15 protein-coding genes are annotated in these 18533 nt (G+C 67.4%); 12 read left to right on the top strand and 3 right to left on the bottom strand.

The window, feature by feature from the left end:
- Window positions 1-84 precede the first annotated feature (84 nt).
- Both C4S71_RS00580 and C4S71_RS00575 read left to right on the top strand, forming a co-directional pair.
- Complete coding sequence (locus C4S71_RS00580) at window positions 85-636, top strand: hypothetical protein (protein WP_103967847.1); 552 nt, start codon at window positions 85-87, stop codon at window positions 634-636.
- The gene (locus C4S71_RS00575; protein ID WP_086509662.1) at window positions 626-1840 is read left to right on the top strand and encodes an MFS transporter; all 1215 of its coding nucleotides are present in this window, start codon (window positions 626-628) and stop codon (window positions 1838-1840) included. Before C4S71_RS00580 ends, C4S71_RS00575 begins: the two co-directional genes overlap by 11 nt.
- Window positions 1841-1852: 12 nt before the next feature.
- On the opposite strand, the gene C4S71_RS00570 is transcribed toward C4S71_RS00575, so the two are convergent.
- Window positions 1853-2743, bottom strand: coding sequence for a DMT family transporter (locus tag C4S71_RS00570; RefSeq protein WP_103967846.1), 891 nt, complete (start codon window positions 2741-2743; stop codon window positions 1853-1855).
- A 135-nt stretch (window positions 2744-2878) separates the two neighbouring features.
- Here C4S71_RS00570 and C4S71_RS00565 point away from each other — a divergent pair, with 135 nt between their 5' ends.
- From C4S71_RS00565 to C4S71_RS00540, 6 genes are all read left to right on the top strand, one after another.
- A complete protein-coding gene (locus C4S71_RS00565) occupies window positions 2879-3628 on the top strand; it encodes an ABC transporter ATP-binding protein (protein WP_103967845.1) in 750 nt (249 codons plus the stop codon).
- 14 nt (window positions 3629-3642) lie between these two features.
- Window positions 3643-6006: an ABC transporter permease gene (locus C4S71_RS00560; RefSeq protein ID WP_103967844.1), complete on the top strand. Its 2364-nt coding sequence runs from the start codon at window positions 3643-3645 to the stop codon at window positions 6004-6006.
- A gap of 34 nt (window positions 6007-6040) precedes the next feature.
- Window positions 6041-7249, top strand: a complete 1209-nt coding sequence (locus C4S71_RS00555) for an efflux RND transporter periplasmic adaptor subunit (RefSeq protein ID WP_103967843.1) — start codon at window positions 6041-6043, stop codon at window positions 7247-7249.
- A gap of 80 nt (window positions 7250-7329) precedes the next feature.
- Entirely contained in the window at window positions 7330-8382 is a 1053-nt protein-coding gene (locus C4S71_RS00550; protein ID WP_103967842.1) for an asparaginase, read from the top strand.
- Between the two features lie 101 nt (window positions 8383-8483).
- Complete coding sequence (locus C4S71_RS00545; protein WP_103967841.1) at window positions 8484-8720, top strand: DUF2789 domain-containing protein; 237 nt, start codon at window positions 8484-8486, stop codon at window positions 8718-8720.
- 151 nt (window positions 8721-8871) lie between these two features.
- Window positions 8872-10362 carry a sensor domain-containing diguanylate cyclase gene (locus C4S71_RS00540; protein ID WP_160113337.1) on the top strand — a complete coding sequence of 497 codons (1491 nt, stop codon included), beginning with the start codon at window positions 8872-8874 and terminating at the stop codon, window positions 10360-10362.
- Window positions 10363-10460: 98 nt separating this feature from the next.
- Here C4S71_RS00540 and trhP read toward each other — a convergent pair whose 3' ends face one another.
- Window positions 10461-11876 (bottom strand): prephenate-dependent tRNA uridine(34) hydroxylase TrhP, encoded by a 1416-nt coding sequence (gene trhP / locus C4S71_RS00535; RefSeq protein WP_103967839.1) that lies wholly within the window; start codon window positions 11874-11876, stop codon window positions 10461-10463.
- 208 nt (window positions 11877-12084) lie between these two features.
- Between trhP and queC the strand changes: the two genes are divergently transcribed.
- From queC to C4S71_RS00515, 4 genes are read left to right on the top strand one after another with little or no spacing between them, the layout of a single operon-like run.
- A complete protein-coding gene (gene queC / locus C4S71_RS00530) occupies window positions 12085-12795 on the top strand; it encodes a 7-cyano-7-deazaguanine synthase QueC (RefSeq protein ID WP_103967838.1) in 711 nt (236 codons plus the stop codon).
- The gene (gene queE, locus C4S71_RS00525) at window positions 12795-13439 is read left to right on the top strand and encodes a 7-carboxy-7-deazaguanine synthase (RefSeq protein ID WP_103967837.1); all 645 of its coding nucleotides are present in this window, start codon (window positions 12795-12797) and stop codon (window positions 13437-13439) included. Before queC ends, queE begins: the two co-directional genes overlap by 1 nt.
- Window positions 13439-14296: a 6-carboxytetrahydropterin synthase gene (locus C4S71_RS00520; protein ID WP_103967836.1), complete on the top strand. Its 858-nt coding sequence runs from the start codon at window positions 13439-13441 to the stop codon at window positions 14294-14296. The genes queE and C4S71_RS00520 overlap by 1 nt, the downstream gene beginning before the upstream one ends.
- Window positions 14293-14586 (top strand): YkgJ family cysteine cluster protein, encoded by a 294-nt coding sequence (locus C4S71_RS00515; RefSeq protein ID WP_103967835.1) that lies wholly within the window; start codon window positions 14293-14295, stop codon window positions 14584-14586. Before C4S71_RS00520 ends, C4S71_RS00515 begins: the two co-directional genes overlap by 4 nt.
- On the opposite strand, the gene C4S71_RS00510 is transcribed toward C4S71_RS00515, so the two are convergent.
- Window positions 14583-18518, bottom strand: a complete 3936-nt coding sequence (locus C4S71_RS00510) for an ATP-binding protein (RefSeq protein WP_103967834.1) — start codon at window positions 18516-18518, stop codon at window positions 14583-14585. The genes C4S71_RS00515 and C4S71_RS00510 overlap by 4 nt on opposite strands.
- Window positions 18519-18533: the final 15 nt, after the last annotated feature.

Genomic DNA, 18533 nt, shown 5'->3' with positions numbered 1-18533 from the left:
AGGCTTGGTCGAAAGCGGCAATTGTGGGATCGTATACGCCCCAACTGAATAGTCGACGGTCCGGCGTTACAAGGAGACGCGCACATGCTCAAATGGCTGACCGGAAAGCAACCCATTCCGGTCTGGGTCATCAAGCAGATCGATGACAACCTGCTGCATTTGTGCGGCCAGGGCAGCATCGAGCCCCAAGCCAAGCGCAGCAGTGTCATCGAGGATCTCCATGCCGGCCGTTACCAGGGCGCAGTGAACATGGCGGGCAGCGGCCTGGTACTCAATGCCCGGCTGTTTGCCGCCCTGGTTCCGCTGGAAGCCCTGCAGCTCGACGAGCAGGGTCACGCGCATTGGCATGGGCGCTGCTGGTACGTGGCTCAGGTACCGCAGCGCTGTTGGACGTTCGAAGGCCGGCTCATTCCCCAACGGCAGCTACTGAACGAACAGGAGCAGTTGGTCAGCATGGAAGACGTCTCCGACATCCGCCGCCAGGTACAAGGCGCTACCGACCCCGGCCAGGTCAAGTTCGACCCCACCGGGATCAACGAGCACCCTCTGATCGCCCGCCGCGACAAAGACGAGCCGTCGTCTGCCCCATACCGTTCCAGCCCCCGCTCCGACAAGTGGCGAGGTCATGACGACTGAGGCCAGACTCGACTCGCGACGCATCGCCCTGTTTCTGTTTCTCATGGTACTGGTCGGTCTCAATCTGAGGCCGGCCCTGTCGTCGCTCGCCCCGCTGCTGGTGCGTGTCCAGGCCGATACCGGCCTGACGCCGCTGGCCATTGGTGCACTGACCACGCTGCCGGTGCTGTGCCTGGGTATCTTCGCGCCCCTGGCGCCCTGGCTGGCCAAGCGGGCAGGCCCCGAGAACACCCTGGCCCTGGCGCTCGGCGTATTGATCGCCGGCCTGCTGTTGCGCGGCCTGCCGGCCCTGCCGCTGCTGTTTCTCGGCACCCTGCTGGCCGGAGCTGCCATCGGCATCGCCGGCACCCTGCTGCCGGCTCTGGTCAAGCGCGAACTTCCCGGCGGCGCGGACCTGATGACCGGTGTCTATACCATGGCGCTGTGCCTGGGCGGCGCCCTCGGCGCCGGCCTGAGCATTCCGCTCGCCGACATGCTGGGCGGCTGGCGGTTCAGCCTGATGAGCTGGGGTCTGCTGGCGCTGCTGGCGCTGGTCGCCTGGCAGACGCTGATGCCACGCGCTCCTCACTCCCAGGTTGCCACCGCTACCGGCGGCAGCATGCGCGAGCTGCTCGGCCAGCCGTTGGCGTGGCAGGTGATGATCCTGATGGGAACCCAGTCCTCGTTGGCCTACATCGTTTTCGGCTGGCTGCCCACGTTGCTCCAGGCGCGTGGCTACAGCGAGGCCGAAGCCGGCTGGATGATGGGCGCCTCGGTGATGGTGCAGCTGATTTCGGCCTTGGGTGCGCCCTGGCTGGCGCGTCTGAGCCGCGACCAGCGCCCGGCGCTGATGCTGGTACTGGGCTGTATCGCGGCGGGACTGTGGCTGCTGCTCCAGGCCGGCGAGAGCTGGCGCTGGCCCGGCGTGGTGCTGCTGGGGCTGGGTCAGGGCGGCAGCTTCAGCCTGGCTCTCAGCCTGATCGTGCTGCGTACGGCCAACTCCCGCCTGGCCGGCAAGCTCTCCGGCCTGGCGCAGGGCGGCGGCTACACCCTGGCCGCCCTGGGGCCGCTGGCGGTGGGGGTGCTGCTGCAACTCCAGGTCGGCATGGCGACCATGACCGGCGTCTTGCTGTCGATCGTCGCCGTGGCCGCCGGCTTCGCCCTGCTGGCCGGACGCAACCGGCGCCTCGACGTCGATGCCGAGGGGCGCCTCATCACCCGCTGACTTTCTTGGTCTCTAGGCCCTTCTTTGGGACCAGGCCACACCCCCCAGAATCAACCCCATCGCCACCAGGTGATTCCATTCAGGACGCTCGCCCAGGAACAGCGCGCCGATCAACACCGCCCACAGCGGGATCAGGTAGTTGATCAACGACAGGAAGGTGGGTCCGGCGGCAGCCACCAGGGTGAAATAGATGACGCTGCCCAGCGCGGTGCAGATCAACCCCAGTACGGCGACGGCCCACAGCGCCGCGGGAGACAGCACGGGCACGGCGGGGGTATCGATGGGCCAGGTGGCAACGGCCAGCGGCAGCGTCAGCAGCCAGGCCATGGCCAGCACCAGCGCCGAGGTCGCCCAGGGGTCGCTGGCCGGCTTGTGGCGGGAAACGATCGCATTCACCGCATAGCACACCGCCCCGCCCAGCACGGCCAACTGGGCCAGCAGCGTCTCGCCGCGACCGCCCAGCTCCCTCAGCGCGGTGGGCCCGATCAGCACCAGCACCCCTGCAAAACCGATCAAAAAGCCCGCCAGACGGCGCGGCGCCATGCGCTCGCCGCTGACCAGGAAATGCGCCAGCACCAGGGTCAGCAAGGGCATCACGGCCATGAGAATGCCCGCCAGCCCGCTATCGATTCGCTGCTGCCCCCAGCTGATGAGCAGGAACGGCATCATGTTGCCGACCACGGCAATGGCCAGCATGAAGCGCCATACCCGCGGTCCGCGCGGCCAGGCGCGACGCAGCCACACCACCAACAGCAGCAGGCCGGCGGCGGCGATGGCGTTACGCCCGGCTACCAGCATTGCCGGCGTCATCTCTGCCACGGCGATCCGGGTCAGGGCGAACGAGCTGCCCCACACGATCGCCAGCGCCACCAGCAACAGCCAGTGCGATGCAGGCCGTGTCATGCCCCCTCCCCCTTGTTTCGTTGATCCCGGTCAAGCACGACCTCCCGCCCCGCCGTGCTAGGCTATGCCTGAAAACCGTCTGCGCTTGGCCAAACGGCATTGAAAATCAGCGACATTCTCTCACGCAGGGTAACGATGGACGATACGGCCGAGGTAGTGTTTCACGCTCGGGGCTTGAAGCGCTTCTACCAGATGGGCGAAGTGACCATCCAGGCGCTGCGCGGCATCGACCTCGAACTTCGTGCCGGCGAGCTGGTGGTCATGCTGGGGGCCTCGGGCTCGGGCAAGTCGACGCTGCTCAACATCCTCGGCGGCCTCGACAGCCCCAGCGAGGGCACCCTCACCTATTTCCCCCGTCGCAGCGATGGCGCACACGAGCGCTCGGGCCTGGACCTGGCCACGGCCTCCCAGCGCGAGCTGACCAACTTCCGCCGCCACCACGTGGGCTTCGTGTTTCAGTTCTACAATCTGATTTCGAGTCTTACGGCACGCGAGAACGTCGCCGTCGTCACCGACATCAGCCGCCACCCCCTCCCTCCTGAAGAGGCGCTGGCGCTGGTGGGCCTGGAGCACCGGCTGGATCACTTCCCTTCCCAGCTCTCGGGCGGCGAGCAGCAGCGTGTGGCCATCGCCCGTGCCGTGGCCAAGCAGCCCGAGGTGCTGCTGTGCGACGAGCCCACCGGGGCTCTCGATTTCCAGACCGGCATCCGCGTGCTCGAGGTGCTCGAGCGCATCAACCGGGAAACCGGCACCACGGTGGCAATCATCACCCACAACGAGGTCATCGGAGACATGGCCGATCGCATCATTCGCCTGCGCGACGGCAGGGTCGAGCACTGGCAGGCCAATGCGCAGCGGCGCCTGCCGCAAGAGCTGCGCTGGTAGCCGCGGCCTGCGCCATGAAGACGCTCGACCGCAAGCTCTATCGCGACCTGTGGCGCCTCAAGGGCCAGGCGCTGGCCATCGCGCTGGTCATCGCCAGCGGGGTCATGACCCTCATCCTGGCCGTGACCACCCTGGAGTCGCTTACCGGCGCCCGCGACCGTTTCTACACCAGCCACCACTATGCCGAGCTCTTCGTCGACCTCAAGCGCGCCCCGCTGGGTCTGCTGGCCCAGCTACAGCAGCTCGACGGAGTCAATCTGATCGAACCCCGGGTACGCGCCGCGGTGCGCCTGGCGGTGCCCGGCTACGGCGATCCCGTACGCGGCCAGCTGCTGTCGCTGCCCGACGGACGCCAGCCACTGCTCAACCATCTGCATCTCAAGGCCGGCAGCCTGCCGGAACCCGGTCGCGACGACCAGGCGGTGGTCTCCGATGCCTTCGCCGAGGCCCACGGCCTGGCCCCGGGCGACCGTCTTGAAGCGATCGTCAATGGCCGCCATACCCAGCTGACGATATCCGGCATCGGCCTGAGCCCCGAGTATCTCTATCAGGTGGCCCCCACCGACATGATGCCGGACTACCGCCGCTATGCCGTGCTGTGGATGAACCAGCGCGCCCTGGCCCAGGCCTACGGCATGGAGGGCGCCTTCAACAGCCTGACCCTCACGCTGCAGGCCGGCGCCAGCGAGGCCGACGTGATCGATGCCCTGGATCTTGCCCTGGCCCGTTATGGCGCCATCGGCGCCCAGACCCGCCATGACCAGCAGTCCCACCGCTTCATCGAGGAGGAGCTCAACCAGCAGCGCATCACCGCCACCGTGCTGCCGGCGATCTTTCTGACGGTGTCGGCCTTTCTGCTCAACGTGGTGATGGGGCGCATCATCCAGACCCAGCGCGAGCAGCTTGCCGTGCTCAAGGCCTTCGGCTATCGCGACACCGAGCTGGCCCGCCACTACGGCCTGCTGGCCGGGGCCATCGTGCTGCTCGGCTGGGCCGTCGGGGTAGTGCTGGGGGGCTGGGCGGCCAGTGGCCTGGCGGGGGTCTATCGCGAGTACTTCCGCTTTCCCGAAATGCAGTTCGGCGTGCCGCTTTGGGCGCTGGCGCTGTCGCTGCTGGTGACCCTGCTCGCCGCCCTGGCCGGCACCTGGCACGCGGTATGGCGCGCCGTCGGCCGCCCCCCGGCCGAGGCGATGCGTCCACCGGCGCCACACCGCTTTCGCCGCAGCTGGCTCGAAAGCCTGGTGCCCGCGGCACTGCTGGGCAACGAGGGGCGCATCGTGCTGCGCAATCTCGCGCGCCATCCGCTCAAGGCCGCCTTCTCGGTGGTAGGGATCGCTCTCTCGGCGGGACTGCTGGTGATCGGCGCCTACCAGCTGGCGGCGGTCGACAAGATGATCGATCAGCAGTATCGCCAGGTGCTGCAGATGGACATGGAGCTGACCTTCAACGAGCCGACACCGGCCCGCGCCGCCGGCGAGCTGCGCCACCTGCCCGGCGTGCTGGCAGTGGAGAGCTGGCGGCGGGTGCCGGTGACCCTGATCCATGGCCATCGTCACTATCGCACCAGCCTGCTGGGCATGGCGCAGGAACCCGGGATGCGTCAGGTACTCGATGGGCAGGGCCGCCCGCAGCGCTTGCCGGAAGCGGGGGTCATGCTGACGCGCCACCTGGCGGAACAGCTCGACGTGCAGGTGGGCGACACCCTGGAGGTGGCGGTGATGGAAGGCCGTCGGCAGCGTTTGTCACTGCCCCTGACGGCGCTGGTGGACGAGCCGCTGGGTGTCGGCGCCTACTTGCAGCTGGGCGCGCTCAACGCGCTGATGCACGAGGGTCCCGCCATCAGCGGCGTGTGGCTGCTGGTGGATCGCGAGCGCACGGCCGAGCTGCATGCCGCGCTATGGGAGCTGCCGGGCGTGGCCTCCATCGGTCTGCTGACCGAGGCCGAGCAAGGCATTCGCGACTACATGGACGAGACGCTGCTGATGGTGGCGGTGATCTTCGTCGGCATCGCCTCCTCCATCGCCTTCGGCGTGATCTACAACAATGCCCGCATCGCCTTCGCCGAGCGCGCGAGGGAGCTCGCCACGCTGCAGGTACTCGGCTACACGCGCGCGGAGGTCGCCAGGATCCTGCTCGGCGAGATCGCCCTGCTCACCCTGGCGGCGATTCCTCTGGGCTGGGCCATCGGCGTCTTTTTCAGCCACCTGCTGAACCGGGCCTTTACGCACGATCTGTTCCGCATACCGCTGGTTTTCACGCCGCACACCTTCGGCTTCGCCGCGGCCGGCGTCCTGGTCGCGTCGCTGCTGGTCGCCGCGCTCGTCTTTCGTCGCCTGGGCCGCCTGGACAAGATTCGCGTGCTCAAGGCCGTCGAGTAGCGGTCGCAGGACATCTTCATAGAGGGGGAACAGAATGACTCAACGCCGCACCTGGATCCGCTATCTGCTGTGGATCCTGCTGGCTGCCGGTTTGCTCGGCATGCTGGCCTGGACACTGCGCCCCACCCCCGTGCCGGTCAACACGGCTCACGTCAGAGTGGGCCCCTTCGTCGACTCGGTGGTCGAGGAGGGACGAACCCAGCTGCGTGAAACCTGGAACGTTTCGGCTCCCATCGCCGGTTTCCTGCAGCGCGTCGACCTGGAGGTGGGCGACCGTGTCGAAGAAGGTGACACGCTGTTCCGGCTCGAGCCGAGCCCAGCACCGGCACTGGACGTACGCACGCGGCAGCAGGCCGAGGACAATCTGCAAGCCGCTCAGGCCCGTCTCCAGGCCGCTCAGGCCAACCTGGAAACGGCTCGCGCCGACCGCCGTTTCGCCGAGGCCGAGTATCAGCGCTACCGTCAGCTGCACCAGCGCAACCTGATTTCCACTGCCGAATTGGAGCTGCGCCAGAATCAGCGCGACCGGCTTCGCGCGCTGGAAAACTCCGCGGCCTCCGGCGTCGAGGTAGCACGTTTCGAGGTGGAGAGTGCCCGGGCGCTGCTGGCCGTGGCCATCGGCCAGCGCAGCGAGGCGGACCAGCCGGTGCTGCAAGTGCGCGCGCCGGTTTCCGGGCTGGTACTGACCCGCTACCGCTGCTGCGAGGGTAGCGTGAGCGCCGGCGAACCGATCCTCGAGCTCGGCCGCCTCGCCGACCTGGAGATTCAGGTCGACCTGCTCTCGATGGATGCCGTGAGGCTACGCCCGGGGCTCGACGCCGTGATCACCGGCTGGGGCGGCGAGTCGCTCGCCGGCAGTGTCAGACGTATCGCGCCCGCCGGGTTCACGCGCACCTCGGCGCTGGGGGTGGACGAACAGCGCGTGCCGGTGATCGTCGACTTCGCCGACGAACTCGACCGCAGCGAACTGGGCATCGGCAGCGGCTACCGGGTCGACGTCGAATTCGTGATCTGGCAGGCCGACGACGTCATGCAGGTGCCCACCAGCGCTCTGTTTCGCCACCGGGGCGAGTGGGCGGTGTTCGTCATCGAAGAGGGGCGCGCCACGCTGCGCAGCGTGGAAACGGGTCGCCGTCAGGGCCTGGTCTCCCAGGTCGTTGCCGGGCTCGAGGAGGGCGAGATCGTGATCACGCATCCGGGCGATCGGGTGAGCGAAGGCATCCGCGTCGCACCGGATGAGTGAGATCGAACGCAACACTGGGGTATCATCGTCGTCAGGGCGCCTTGCCATGCCCGTGACGAACGCCATCTCCAGGAGCTGCCATGATCGCCCCCCCTTTTGCCGACCGCCCCGTACTGGTGCTCTACACCGGTGGTACGTTGGGCATGATGCCCAGTGCCGAGGGTCTGGTACCGGCCGGCGACATCGAAACCCGCCTGCGACATGCCCTCGGCGGCCTGCCACCCAGCCGCCAGAGCCAATTGCCCGAATTCGTGGTGCATACGGTTGCCAGCCCCATCGACTCCAGCGCCGCCACGCCCCACGACTGGCAGCGGCTGGCAGCGACCATCGCCGACCGGATAGGCCAGCATGCCGGCATCGTCGTACTGCATGGCACCGACACCCTCGCCTGGAGCGCTTCGAGCCTTGCCTTTCAACTGCAGGGCCTGGACCGGCCGGTGGTCGTCACCGGCGCCATGCATCCTCTCGAAGCCGAAGGCAGCGATGCCCTGGCCAACATCGAACTGGCGCTGCGCTTCGCCGCCCGACCGGAACTGCAGGAGGTCGCCGTGGCCTTCGCCGGACGCCTGCTGCGCGGCGCCCGTTCGAGCAAGACCCACAGCGAGAACGACGACGCCTTTGCCAGCCCCAACTATCCGCTGCTGGGTGAGCAGGTCGGCGATGACGTGGTGCTTTACCCAGCGCGCTGCCTCGAAACCCAGCAGCGCGGTGCGCCGCGCTTCGAATTGCCGGACTATTCGCCGCTGGCCAAGGGGGGAGTCGTCCGTCTCGCGCTGTGGCCTGGCATCCAGGCATGGCAACTCGAAGCCTGGCTGAGCGACGACAGGGTCCAGGGCGCCCTGCTCGAAGTGTGGGGCGGCGGCAACATCCCACCGGACCCGGAGGTGATCGGCGTGCTGGCCAAGGCCAGCGGCGAAGGCAAGCTGATCGCCGCGATCAGCCAGTGTCGCTGGGGCGGTATCGCGCCAGGTCGTTACGCTGCCGGCCAGGGGCTGATCGAGGCCGGCGTGCTCTCGGGCGACGACATGACCCCCGAGGCCGCCATCACCAAGCTGGTGCACCTGCTGGCCCTGCCGCTGGACGCCGCCGAACGACGCCGGCTGTTTCTCACTCCCCTCGTGGGAGAGCGCTGAGCGTCGCGCAGGACTTCGGCCACGCCCGGCCCCGGGCTGGGCTTTCCGCCGCCACCGGGCTACGTTGAGTGTAACCAAGCGAAAGCGTCCGAGGAGACATCATGGAGCATCCCGTACACCCCTTCACCGAGCTCTTCGAGCAGCTCGGCCTGCCCGCCGACGAGGCCTCGATCCGCGCCTTCATCGAGCGACATTCACCGCTGCCGCCAACGCTGGCCTTGCATGAGGCACCCTTCTGGAATCAGGCCCAGGCCGCCTTCCTGCATGCCGCCCTGGAAGAGGATGCCGACTGGGCCGAAGTGGTCGATCACCTCGACGCATCGTTGAGGAAAACTTAGCGACTCAAACGCTCGTCTCAAGAGCATTCTGCTAGGCTTGGCGCGATAACAATCAGACATGATTCAGGCGGGGACCAGTATGCCGATCGATAGGATATCGACTGCGGAACTCTCTGGTATTACAGAGCCCGCCAATCTTGACATCCCCCCGTTGCCGGAAGCGCTGCGCTCGCGCCTGGCCGACTGCCGCTCTCTGCCCAGCCTGCCGGCTGCGGCGGCCCGGGTCATCGCCATCGCGCGCTCCACGGAGCCTCGGCTCGCCGACTACGCCCGAGTCATCGAGCAGGATCCGGCGCTGACTCTGCGGCTGCTGTCCATGGCCAACAGCGCCTTCTACTCGCGCGGCGGCAATCCGGTCTCCAACTGTCTCGACGCCGTTTCGCGCATCGGTCTGGACGCCACCCTGTCGATCGCGCTGAGCTTCGGCCTGCCCAGGCACAGAAGCGCCACCGAGCTGGATCACGAATACCTGTGTCAGCGCGCCATCATTGCAGCCACTGCCGCCCAGGAGCTGGCCGAACACCTGTGCCCCCACGAGGCACCGCAACTGTTCACCACGGCACTGCTGCAGGATATCGGCATCCTCGCTTTCGCCGCTCTGGATGGCGAGGCCTACACCGCCCACATTCCCGATCTGCGCCAGCATCAGCGTCTGGCCGAGGTCGAGCTGGAGCGCTACGGCTGCGATCACGCTCTGGTCGGCGCCTGGCTTGCCGCCAGTTGGGGCGTGCCGGGAACGATCGCCAAAGGCCTCATCGACAGCCACGGCCCGCTGGTCGATGGCGATGCGCGCAAGCTCTGCCTGCGGCTCTCCTGTCGCATTGCCGACTGCTGGCTCGCCGCCGATTCCGCCTCTGCCTTCAGCGCCCTGTTGCGCCAGCTCGCCTCGCTCGCCTCGCTGGACATCGTCATGCTGATGACGGTGATGCAGGAGCTGCAGCACCGCCTGCCTTCGCTGGCACGGTTGTTCGAGATCACCTGCCCGCCGGCCATCGACAGCACGCATCTGCTGGCCGAGGCCAAGGAGCTGCTGTTCGAGCAGAACCTGCGCATGACCATTCGCCTGGCCGAGCAGCAGCGCGAGCTGGAGGCGCTGCATGCCAGCCACGTGGTGCTGGACGAGCAGCACCGCACCGATCATCTCACGCAGCTGGCCAACCGCCCGTGGCTGGAGAAACGCCTCGAGCAGCATTTCGAGCTGGCCAAGCACGCTCATCAGCCGCTCTCGGTGATGTTCATCGACCTGGACCACTTCAAGCGCATCAACGACCGCTTCGGGCATCGCTTCGGCGACGAAGTGCTGATCCACTTCGCCGCGGCGTTGAGCAACATGGTGCGCGAGAGCGATGTCGCCGGGCGTTACGGCGGCGAGGAGTTCCTGGTGATCATGCCCAATACGCGCCGGCAGCAGGCCGGGATACTGGCCGAGCGCATTCGCGAATACCTGGCCAGTCAGCCGTTGACCCAGGCCGAGGGCGAGCCGCTGCACGTCACCGCCTCGATCGGCATCGTCGACCTGGAAGACGGCGAGTTCGAAAGTGCCGCCGCTCTCGTCGATGCCGCCGATCAGGCCATGTACGGGGTCAAGCATGACGGCCGTGACGGTGTGGGTCACTACGAGGAGCCGGAGCCCGACACCTGAGTGACCGACACTCGCCTGGCAGGCTCGATGCTTGCGACATGCGATACGAAGAGGGCGGCCATCGGGCCGCCCTCTTCCGTCTACGGGGAGATCCGCAGCTACCCTTTCAGGTCACGCATCAGCAGCGCGAACTCGATGCGCTCCGGCGCGATGGCCTCGCCCGGAACGGGAATGCGCACCACATGGCCCGAACCGGGGGCAGCCTGGACCGATTCGCCATGCTTGTTCTCGATGTGCTCGAGAACGAAGCGACGGTTGCCACCAGGCAGCATCAGCTCCATGCCGTCGCCCACCTCGAAGCGGTTCTTTACCTCGACCTCCAGCAGGCCACGATCCGGATCGTAGCCGGTCACCTCGCCGACGAACTGCTGGTGCACCCCGACCGAGTTGCCACGCTCGTAGTTCTGGTACTCGTCGTGGACATGGCGGCGATAGAACCCTTCGGTGTAACCGCGGTTGGCCAGATTGTCGAGCTCGTCCATCAGGCGCATGTCGAAGGGCCGGCCGGCCACGGCGTCGTCGATGGCACGGCGGTAGACCTGAGCGGTGCGCGCCACGTAGTAGTGCGACTTGGTGCGGCCCTCGATCTTCAGCGAGGTGACGCCCATCTCGGTGAGCCTGGGCACGTGCTGCACCGCGCGCAGGTCCTTCGAGTTCATGATGTAGGTGCCGTGCTCGTCCTCGAAGATCGGCATCAGCTCGCCGGGGCGAGTGGCGTCCTCGATCAGGGCCGAAAGCTCGTCCTGGCCTTCCACACCGCCGGCCGTGGCCGTGCTGTAGTTGGCGCTGCCGCTGCCCGAAGCGATCAACCCGCCCTGGCCGGGGGTCCACACGCCGCTTGCCGCATGGGCCGCCGCGGAGTTGGCCGGTACCAGATCGCCGGTCTCGTCCTGGGCCGCGGCCACGGTGTTGTACTTCCAGCGGCAGGCATTGGTGCAGGTGCCCTGGTTGGGATCGCGATGATTGAAGTAACCGGAAAGCAGGCAGCGCCCCGAATAGGCGATGCACAGCGCACCGTGGACGAAGGTCTCGATCTCCAGCTCCGGGCACTCGGCACGGATCTCGGCGATCTCCTCCAGCGAGAGTTCGCGCGACAGGATGATGCGGCTGATACCCTGCTTGTACCAGAACTTGGCTGCCGCCCAGTTGACCACGTTGGACTGCACCGAAAGGTGGATCACCTGCTCCGGCCAGCGCTCGCGGATCATCATGATCAGCCCCGGGTCGGACATGATCAGCGCATCGGGGCCGGCTTCGATCACCGGCTCCATGTCACGCAGGTAGGTCTTCAGCTTGCTGTTGTGCGGCGCGATGTTGGAGGCCACGTAGAACTGCTTGCCCCGCTCGTGGGCGTAGGCGATCCCGCGATGCAGGTTCTCGAGCTTGAAATCGTTGTTGCGCACGCGCAGCGAGTAGCGCGGCTGGCCGGCATAGACGGCATCGGCGCCATAGGCAAAGGCATAGCGCATGTTCTTGAACGTCCCCGCCGGGGAGAGCAGTTCGGGAGCTTTCATTGGAGTCACCGTTTTCAGGACGATGCAGCCCCGTACGATTTTCGCTGTCGGCGAAACACAGGGCTGAGACAGAGGGGCAGGAAGTCTAGCAAGTGGGTGGGGCTCTGGCCAGCGTTCGCTCCAACCGGTAGACTGACCCGCGCCGGACCGGATCCCGGTGCCCTGCCGCAGGCGGGGAGCGACAAATTCTCCGATACAGAGCCTTACCATGACCCAAGCGACCCCACGCGCCACCGTCGTGATCTACTCCGGCGGCATGGACTCCTATACCGTACTCCACCGTGCCCTGCGCGAAGGCCTGAACGTCACGGCCCTCTCCTTCGACTATGGCCAGCGCCACGGCCGTGAGCTGGAGGTGGCGGCACGCGTCTGTGCCGAGCTTGGCGTACCGCATCAGGTGGTCGACATTCGCGCCATTCACGGCCTGATCGACAACTCGGCGTTGACCGATGCCAGCCGCGACATGCCCGAGGGCGACTACGGCGAGGAGAATCTCGCCGCCACGGTGGTGCCCAACCGCAACATGATCCTGCTCTCGCTGGCCATCGCCAAGGCGGTCAACGTTGGCGCCGAGCGTGTCGACTATGGCGCCCACGGTGGCGATCACGTGCTCTATCCCGACTGTCGGCCCGCGTTCGTCGAAGCCATGAACGCGGTGGCCGCTATCGCCAATTTCTCGCCGGTCGAGATCCATGCGCCCTACCTGCGCGCCAGCAAGGCGGAGATCCTGGCCGACGGCCTGGCCATGGGCCTCGACTACGCCAAGACCTGGACCTGCTACCGCGGCGAAGCCCTGGCCTGCGGGCGCTGCGGCAGCTGCCGAGAACGTCTGGCGGCCTTTGCCGCCAATGGCCAGACGGACCCGCTCGAGTATGCTGTCGATGCGCCACGACCCGACCTTGCCAGGGGAGGCGTCTGATGTATCACGTCAAGGAGGCGTTCTATTCGCTGCAGGGGGAAGGCGCGCGGGCCGGACGTGCCAGCGTGTTCTGCCGCTTCAGCGGCTGCAACCTGTGGTCGGGACGCGAGCAGGACCGGTCGAGCGCGGCGTGCAGTTTCTGCGATACCGACTTCGTCGGCACCGACGGCCAGAACGGCGGACGCTTCGCCAGCGCCGAGGCCCTGGCCGACCATTTGGCGGCGCTCTGGCCCGACACGGCCGGCGTGGCGACCCCCTATGTGGTCTTCACCGGCGGCGAGCCGCTGCTGCAGCTCGATGCCGCCTTGATCGCCGCCATGCATGCCCACGGCTTCGAGGTCGCGGTCGAGACCAACGGCACCCTGCCCGCCCCGGCAGGCATCGACTGGCTGTGCGTGAGTCCCAAGGGCACCACGCCCCTGGCGCTCACGGCAGGCGACGAGCTCAAGCTGGTCTACCCCCAACCGGAGGCACCGCCCGAACGTTTTGCCGAGCTCGCATTCCGGTACCACTTCCTGCAGCCCATGGACACTACGGCGCTGTCTGCCAACGAAGAGCATGTGAGCGCCACCGTGGCCTACTGCCTGGCCCACCCGCTGTGGCGACTGTCGCTGCAGACACACAAGATCACGGGGATCGACTGATGACGCTGTTCGTCAACCGCCTGACTCAACTCGACTCTTCGCTGTGGTGCCCGCAGCGGGGCCTGATCGGCGTCAGCTGGTTCGTCGATGCGGAGCTCGACGGCGAACTCGGCGAAGACGGCATGCTGTTCGACTTCGGTCACGTCAAGCCGTGGATCAAGTCGCGTCTGGATGCCAGCGCCGACCATACGCTGCTGGTGCCGACCCGCGCCCCCGGCGTCGAGGTCAGCGAGTGCAGCGAAGGCATCTGCGTACGCGCCTCGCTACCCTACGCCATGGAGGTTCGCGCGCCGCGCCAGGCTTTCACCCTGCTGCCCTGGCAGCAGGTCGACCCCGAGCGGCTTGCCGATCACCTTGCCCGTGAGCTGATGAAGCGTCCGCCGCCGCGGGTCAGCGCCATCCGCCTGCGGCTGCGTCCGGAGGCGATCGAAGGCGCCGCCTATACGTACAGCCACGGCCTCAGGCACCACAGCGGCAACTGTCAGCGTATCGCCCACGGCCATCGTTCACGCCTGCACATCTGGCAACGCGGCCAGCGCTGCCCGGCGCTGGAGGCACACTGGGCAGAGCGTCTGAACGACTGCTACCTGGTGGACAAGGCCGATATCGTCGCTCACCCCGAACCGGAGCTCCGCCGCAGCCTGACCAGCCGCTACCGTGCCGAACAGGGCCGTTTCCAGCTGCGCCTGCCGCTGGAGCGCTGCTTCGTGCTAGACGTGCCCACCACCATCGAACACATCGCCGTCTGGCTGGCACGACAGATCGCCGCGGAAACGGGAATCACCACCCGGGTACAGGCCTTCGAGGGGATCGACAAGGGTGCGATAGCCGAGGCCAAGCCCGAGGCCAAGCCGTGAGCCAAAGCAGCGAAGCCCCGGCGGCAAGCCGGGAGTCGGGGTGCCGCCCCGGCTGTGGCGCCTGCTGCATCGCGCCTTCGATCAGCTCGCCGATACCCGGCATGCCCCACGGCAAACCGGCCCAGGTACGCTGCATTCAGCTCGACGACGACAACCTGTGCCGCCTGTTCGGCGACCCGCGCCGCCCCCGGGTATGCGAGAGCTTCGCCTTCGACCGCGAGCTGTGTGGCGAGAACCGCACTCAAGCGTTGCAGCGCATCGCCCTGCTGGAGTGCGGCACCACCGCCTAACCGTTACCCGCGACCACCCGGTCCTTGACGCCACTCACTTGGGGCAGTGGGCGGTCGAGCAAGGTACGCCAGCGAATCAGTACCGGCGCATCGCTGTGACTCACGCTGTCCAGCAGCGAGCGGAACTGCTCGCGCATTGCCTCGTCACGGCAGTCGATGAACGACAGCCACGCTTCCAGCGCACACAGCTCCTGGTGGCGATTTTCATGCTGGCGGGCGTACTCGAGCGCCTGCTCGACCAGCAGCTTCACCTCTTCCTTGGGTCGACCCAACCGGTCGCGCACATGGGCGAGCTGGACCGCCAGCTCGGAAACGAACAGCGTGCTGCGCTCGCGGGCGATCATCAGGCACTGATCGAGATAATCTTCGGCGCGGCTGAGCTCATCGAGCGCCAGGCAGGCATCGCTGTACCACAGATTGGGGCGGTGATAACGGTCGCGACCGGTGATCTCGCCCAGCTCCTCCTGCGCCAGTTCCATCATGGTCAAGCCGTCGCGATCGCCCGACAGCGCCCGGCGCCAGCCGAGGATGCCCTGGGCCGACACCTGCCACAGGTGCAGATCGGGCGTCTCGGTCAGGGCTACGGCCTGCTCGGCGCGGCGAGCCGCCAGATGCACGTGACCGAGCTGGCGGTAGAGCGCCGCAGCGAACAGCAGCGCCATAGCCAGCGAGCCGGGATGCCCGATGCGCTCGGCCAGGCGGATCGCCGCTTCGACCTGCTGCTCGGCCCGGCGGTAGTCGCCGCGCAGACAGATGGCCCAGCCCTGGAAACAGGCAGCGGCCACCTGGGGGTGTTCGGAGAACGGCAGCCACTCGATCATCATCGGCTGCTCGAGCGGGGCGATCTCGTCGAGATGCTCGAAGGCCTGACGCACGCGCCCTGCCCAATACTCGCAGTTGGCCCGGGCATAATCGGCCAGGCGCCGGTAGCGCGGGTCCTCCAGGCGTCCGGCAATGGTCGCCAGGCTGGCCGCCAGGGAGAAGGCGTCGGCATGGGCGTGGCGCTGACTGCAGCCCACCCACAGCCCCCACTTGACCAGGAAGGCCTGCTCCAGATCCTCGGCGTCCTCGGCGTGGCAGCCCTCATGCTGCACCAGTAGCTCACGGGCACGCACGAAACTTTCATGGGCGGTCGGCGAGCCGTGGCCCTCCAGGGCAAAGGCGGCCTGCCCGCGCACGGTCAACAGGCTGATCTCGCGCTCGGCCTGGTTCTCCACGTGACGCAGGCTGGCCAGGCCGAAATCGGCCATCTTCAGCGCGGTGCGGTTGGCGCTGACCTTGAGCGCTTCGCGCGCCGCCAGTTCAAAGTAGCGCGCACCGCGGGCGTAGTGGCCGCTGCGGCGCAGGTGGGTGGCGAAATCGCCCGGGTGGCGACCGATCCACATCGGGAAGCGTTCCTCGATGAGGCTGACCACCTGACGATGGATACGCACCCGCACGTCACGCGGACAGGAGAGGTAGGCGGCTTCCTGCAGCAGCTGGTGGCTGAACTGGTATTCGCGACCGCCGCCCTCGCCGCCCGCCGGCTCGATGATCTCCAGCCGACGCATCTGCTCCAGGGCACGGTTGAGCTGGGTCATGTCCCAGCCGCTGCATTCAGCGAGGAAATCGAGCCGGAAACGACGCCCCAGTACCGCGGCGACGTGCGCCACCTCGCGGTCGCCGTCGAGCTGGTCGATACGCCCGGCGAGCAGCCCAAGCAGGCCGCGCGGCAGCTCGTCGAGATGCACCATGCGCCCCTCGCGGCGATCCATCTCCAGGCGCCGGCAGATCTCCTGCATGTAGAGCGGCACGCCGTCGCAGCGCTCGATGATCTGTCCGCGCAGGCGCGGGCTGAGGTGCAGCCGGTAGCGCCGGGCCAGCTGCGACAGCAGCCGCGACGACTGCATGGCGTCGAGATGTCCCAGGGTGATCTGCTGGTCCCAGTGCAGCCGGGTCGGCAGCGCCTCGCGGCCATGATGGCTGGCCACCAGCAGGAAAGCGCAGTTGATCGGCAGACGTGCCTGCAACCCTGCCAGGACACGGAAGGAGGGCTCGTCGAGCCACTGCAGGTCGTCGACCATCAACACCTGGGTACGCTCGATGGCCTGCCGCTCGATGACCCGGCACAGCAGGGCCACCACCAGGTCCGCTGCCTCGCCGCTCTTGGCCAGCTGCGCCACCTCGGGCGATTCGCGTACGCCCAGCGCTTCCTCGAGCAGACCCAACTGCTCGGCGCTCAACGACAAGTCGACCTTAGCGACCAGGGCTTCGAGTGACGGCTCGTCGAGCTTGCCGTCGAGGTGCCAGCGCAGCAGCGTGCGTGCCACGCCGTAGGGCTCCAGCACGGAAAGCCGCGTGGTGGGCTGCCAGCAGATGGCGGCATCGCGGCTCAGCTCGAGCTGGCGGAAGCCGACCATCAGGGCCGACTTGCCCATGCCGGAGGCGCCGCGTACCAGCACGCTCTGGCGCAGACCGATGCCGGCCCGGGCCAGGGCGTCGCGCAGTACGCGCAGCGACGACTCGCGCCCCACCAGGCTGGGCGGCATGGCATCACGGCCGCCCTCGTTATGACCCAGCACCAGCGCCCGCAGGCGCACGCGGCCGTCGCTCGCCACCAGCCGCGAAGAGAGACGCGGCTGCAGGTCCAGCGCAGGCGGCATGTGCTGACTGGCCTCCTGGGAGATCACCAGTTCGCTGCCCTCGGCGGCGCTCATCAGCTCCAGCGAGCCCTGAGTCACCTGCCCCAGCGGATCGACCAGCTGGCGCTCGGGCAGGTAGACCACGCGCCCGCTATTGAGGCCGGCGGCAAGCTCGATGCGCGGCGGCTCGTCCTCGCCGCTCCAGTGCCGGCTCACCTCGTCGGGCAGCACACGACGGCAGTGTTCGTAGAGCGCCACCAGCTCGGCAAGCTGATGGGCCGGGCCATGGGTGCCGAAACAGGCCAGCCCCAGCCCGCCGGTAGCCCCGGGCAGCCAGAAACCGCCCAGATGGTGGCACTGTTGCTCCAGCCAGCGCATGAGCTCGATCTGCAGCGCCAGGCAGGCGCGCGTCTCGTCACGGGCGGAGAACTCGCCCTTCACCCGCAGCCGGATGGCCATCACCGACAGCTGGCGCTGTTCGATCTCGTCTTCCCGCAGCGGAGAACTGCCGTGGGCCAGGGTGCGCGAGAAGGCCCCCTGGGGTGAGAGGCTCTTCAGGTCGGGCGTGCCGTCCGACCAGTAACGCGCCAGCTGCAGAAAATTGGGTTCGGGCTGCTGACCGGAGAGCGCCAACAGTTGCAGGTAGGCGTTGTACTGCTCATGGGCGGCGGCCAGTTGGCCCTGCTCAGCAAGCTGGCGTACCAGCCGCTCATGGAAGGGGCCGTAGCCGGAGAAGCGGCTGACGAGGGTCTGCAGCAGGGTGTCGGGCACTTCGTCGTGGCGCTCGAGCACGCCTTCGGCGAAGCGAATCACGCGCTGGCGCCACTCGTTGCGCAACTGCACCAACCAGCGTTGGAACTCGGTGCAGGCCGGCAGCTGCAGCTCCTCCACCAGATCGCCGCGGTAGCGGCGCAGCAAGCATTGGAGCGTATCCACGTCCTGCTCGCCCTCCAGCAGTTGCTGTAGCTCGTGCAGATCGAAGCGCCAGCTGTCCGGCCGCCGGAAGGCGATGGTCTGGCGCGACACGACCAGCACGCGCTCCGCTTCCTCGCCCAGGGATTGCCGCAGGCAGTGGAGTGCGTGACGCAGGTTGGTACGACCGGATGAGAGCCCCTGGTCGGGCCACAGCAGTTCGGCCAGACTGGCCCGGTTGACCGGCTGATGATGGAGCAGAAGATAGACCAGCAGCGCCTTGACCTTGTCGTAGCTGAACTGGGTCAGTACGTCATCACCCAGTGCCAGCGAGAACTGGCCGAACAACGCCAGGTGATCACACTCACTGTTCTGCACGATATCTGAAGCGTCCTGCATGACGGAACCCTGCAT

The sequence above is a fragment of the Billgrantia desiderata genome (assembly GCF_900108215.1).
GTDB classification, from domain to species: Bacteria; Pseudomonadota; Gammaproteobacteria; order Pseudomonadales; family Halomonadaceae; genus Halomonas; species Halomonas desiderata.
The sequence above is the reverse complement of the archived record's forward strand: the minus strand, read 5'-3'. Positions and strand labels throughout refer to the sequence as shown.